This window comes from Ensifer sp. ZNC0028 (assembly GCF_000799055.1).
Classification (GTDB): Bacteria; Pseudomonadota; Alphaproteobacteria; order Rhizobiales; family Rhizobiaceae; genus Ensifer.
This window is the reverse complement of record NZ_JTLA01000160.1, coordinates 1-2,905: the sequence shown is the minus strand read 5'-3', so window position 1 is coordinate 2,905 and position 2,905 is coordinate 1. Positions and strand designations below refer to the sequence as shown.

Here is a 2,905-nt window from a genome sequence, read left to right as displayed (position 1 = left end):
ATCTTGCCGTCTGAAAATTTCCCTTAACATAGCGATTAATGGGGGGGAGTATATATAAAAAAATATTTTCTTTTACTAATTACTTTATAGTTTAATAGCAAGCCACACTAATAGCCATAGCAACGTGAACACTGGGTTAATAACCAATAGCAATAACAACAATGCTATACTTGGACTAATGAACAACATAATAATAAATAAAGATAATATAATCATTTGCTTCTCCCCTTGTCTTATAGCAGTAGTAGGAATCGAACCTACGTTTACCATTAGACTATACTGCTAACTATGACTAACTATCAGTAGCTGGCATCTTATTATAGAGCAGTAGGGAATCGAACCCTACACCACGTTAGTACACCTTATTACTCTAACCAGCTGTCACTTAGTTATGCCTGTGACACTTTAATACACTAGGACTTTCGTTAGCTGATATAACCGTGCACCAGTTATCTGTATAGTTGTGCCATAGCTTAACACTTCGTCTATGGACTATACACCACTCATCAGGATAGCTGGACTCGAACCAACACTACATGTTCCCAAAACACGCATGCTACCATTAACACTATATCCTGTTACTATATGCCATAATACGCTCAATACCTAGAACTATAACTTATAACATATAATAAAATAAAGGAGAACACGAACAGTAGGAATCGAACCCACGTTTACAGGTTTGGAATCTGTAGCATTACCATTATACTATGTTCGCTAGATACAAAGGGCTGTTAGTTGCTAGTACTCATTTAATCAAACAGTATGCTTTACAGTTTGCACCCTATGCTTGGCTGTCAACTCTATGACATTTAAGTACCGTCAATCAGTACACCTATTCTTTTAATTCAAAACGTTTAATACTCCAGCCACTACCAATAAGATAGATGTAAATACACTTAGCATAATAGCTAGATAGTCATGGCGATAATACCACTCCTTAAAGTTGGTAACCGAACCTACACCATATAAAATGCCAAGAATAATCAAGGCAATATTAATTACAATCATTCATTCTCCTGACTTTCTACATAGAGTAAGATACAGAACGCGTCTGCCATGTCGTCGTTGATATCATTATCAGGTACTATGTTATAGCTCTTGAGTATCTCAATGCTTTGTACTTTTCGCAATGCACTCTTACCTTTAATTAGATGATACCCACACCATTTACTGTTTGGTACATCAACATAGCCAATGTTATGACGGTTACGCATGACACCCAAGAATGAACCGTTAGCTCTAATCAATGAGATGTTTCCCTTAGACTTGAACGTGATAATAGGTTCTTCAATATAAATAAAGTAGTCAAATAAATTGTAATGCTCAATAATTTCTGTTATACCGTCAGCAATAAGCTTGGCACGTTCCAAAGGATCTTTACTTTTACCACCTGCAATTGAACCGACTACATACTCATTTGTCAAAGGATTACGAAATGCGTAACCAGTATTAGAGGTGCTAAAGTCAATAGCTAAGGCTTTGCTCATAAATCAGAACTCAATTCAATATAAAGCTCTTTAGTAATTTCTCCAATATCAAATAAGTGCTTAACATAGTGTTCATATTCAATCGGAGTCAATACTTCTTTTTGTGCTAAAATATGCTCTTTATTCATTTCTTTATTCTCCCTTAAAAATTAAAGCTGTATCAAGATTAATCAAACCACATTCAACAGCGTTAAGTAAGAACTCGTTAAAGTCAACTTCTGACAATGTCTCTTGCTTAAATAGTAGCTGTTCCTCTGTCATTTGCTTTCCTCTCTCAACTTGATATATATATTATATCAAATGCACTTTTCAGGTTTGGTTTATCCTCTGTTATGTAAGCTATGATTGACTTTGTAGGCATTTTGTGTTATACTATTTATAGGAGGTAACTATGGCTAGAGATAAATATCTGATGTACTTACGACAACAGGAATACAAGAAACGTATTAAAATTAAAGTAGTTAATACAAGAGCTAGAATGAACAGAGAATACATGAATCAACCAGAAGTAGACAAGGAAACATTAGAACTATGGAATAGTCAGCCAGCAATACATTTTGATTTAGGGAAAAATAAATAAATTATATTAAAAAAATAATTGCCACCTTAGTGGCTTTTGTTTTACGCTTAACCGCAATTTGACTAGAAGTGGCAGAAAGTAAGTGCATTGTGTGTCCTGTTTGTAAAGTATGGTATCAGTAAGCACAATTAGCTTATTGTTTGATTGATTAGGTGATTTATAACTTAGAGCTTTCCAACTCGTAAAAAAATAATTATTAGTGTCCGAAATTAAAGATTAATATATTCTACTACGTTTTTTTTGCACATTAAAGTTAAAGATGTTAAATACACAAGAAAAATAAAATGTACGGAAAAATAATTATTAGTGTACCAAATTAAATGTTAATATATTCTACTACGTTTTTTTTGCACATTAAAAAATAGCTAAAACCGAACAATAAATGTCAATAAATATGTACAAGCATAAAAACAATAGTTATTTCCGAACAATATTTTTATTCTTGACAAGTCTAAAATAAAAGTATATAATTAATTTATCATCAAGAAAGGAGGTAAAAAAATGGCTAGACCTAAACAAGAATTTTGTTCTAATTGTAACGGAGAAAACCCAAAATGTAAATATAAAGAGTCTGGTCGTAAATGTCGTGTTGGTAAAGCTAAAGGCAAAGCTAAAGGTAAGGCAATTTCAAAAGAAACAATAGAAAAAAGAGACAATTATGATTCGCTTCTGGGAGATTTACACACAGATTACTTAAATTTTATGTATGATAGAGCATTTAAATACTCAATAAACAAAGAAACAAATAAAGTTGAGTATGAACAAAAGTTTCATACAGTTTATTCTTTCGAAAGATATTTAAACAACATTAATCAAAAATCACTGGCAAGTTGGG

5 protein-coding genes and 2 tRNA genes are annotated in these 2,905 nt (G+C 32.5%); 2 read left to right on the top strand and 5 right to left on the bottom strand.

Features of this window, described 5'->3' with window-relative positions; translation table 11 throughout:
- Window positions 1-506 precede the first annotated feature (506 nt).
- The 5 genes from L981_RS30745 to L981_RS35875 all read right to left on the bottom strand — a co-directional run bounded on the left by L981_RS30745 (window position 507) and on the right by L981_RS35875 (window position 1,751).
- A tRNA-Pro gene (locus L981_RS30745) sits at window positions 507-578 on the bottom strand.
- Between the two features lie 69 nt (window positions 579-647).
- A tRNA-Trp gene (locus tag L981_RS30740) sits at window positions 648-718 on the bottom strand.
- Between the two features lie 289 nt (window positions 719-1,007).
- The gene (locus L981_RS34120) at window positions 1,008-1,490 is read right to left on the bottom strand and encodes a hypothetical protein (RefSeq protein WP_036851100.1); all 483 of its coding nucleotides are present in this window, start codon (window positions 1,488-1,490) and stop codon (window positions 1,008-1,010) included.
- Window positions 1,487-1,618 (bottom strand): hypothetical protein, encoded by a 132-nt coding sequence (locus L981_RS35880; RefSeq protein WP_015979566.1) that lies wholly within the window; start codon window positions 1,616-1,618, stop codon window positions 1,487-1,489. Before L981_RS35880 ends, L981_RS34120 begins: the two co-directional genes overlap by 4 nt.
- 4 nt (window positions 1,619-1,622) lie before the next feature.
- Window positions 1,623-1,751 carry a hypothetical protein gene (locus L981_RS35875; RefSeq protein WP_015979565.1) on the bottom strand — a complete coding sequence of 43 codons (129 nt, stop codon included), beginning with the start codon at window positions 1,749-1,751 and terminating at the stop codon, window positions 1,623-1,625.
- Between the two features lie 130 nt (window positions 1,752-1,881).
- Between L981_RS35875 and L981_RS34115 the strand changes: the two genes are divergently transcribed.
- Window positions 1,882-2,070 (top strand): hypothetical protein, encoded by a 189-nt coding sequence (locus L981_RS34115; RefSeq protein WP_036851101.1) that lies wholly within the window; start codon window positions 1,882-1,884, stop codon window positions 2,068-2,070.
- A gap of 501 nt (window positions 2,071-2,571) precedes the next feature.
- Window positions 2,572-2,905: hypothetical protein (locus L981_RS34110; protein ID WP_043625822.1), on the top strand; the 334-nt coding region annotated here is incomplete at its 3' end.

Coding starts and splice junctions, on each gene's coding strand:
- L981_RS34120 (WP_036851100.1), bottom strand. CDS start 1,490: ATGAGCAAAGCCTTAGCTATTGACTTTAGCACCTCTAATACTGGTTAC.
- L981_RS35880 (WP_015979566.1), bottom strand. CDS start 1,618: ATGAATAAAGAGCATATTTTAGCACAAAAAGAAGTATTGACTCCGATT.
- L981_RS35875 (WP_015979565.1), bottom strand. CDS start 1,751: ATGACAGAGGAACAGCTACTATTTAAGCAAGAGACATTGTCAGAAGTT.
- L981_RS34115 (WP_036851101.1), top strand. CDS start 1,882: ATGGCTAGAGATAAATATCTGATGTACTTACGACAACAGGAATACAAG.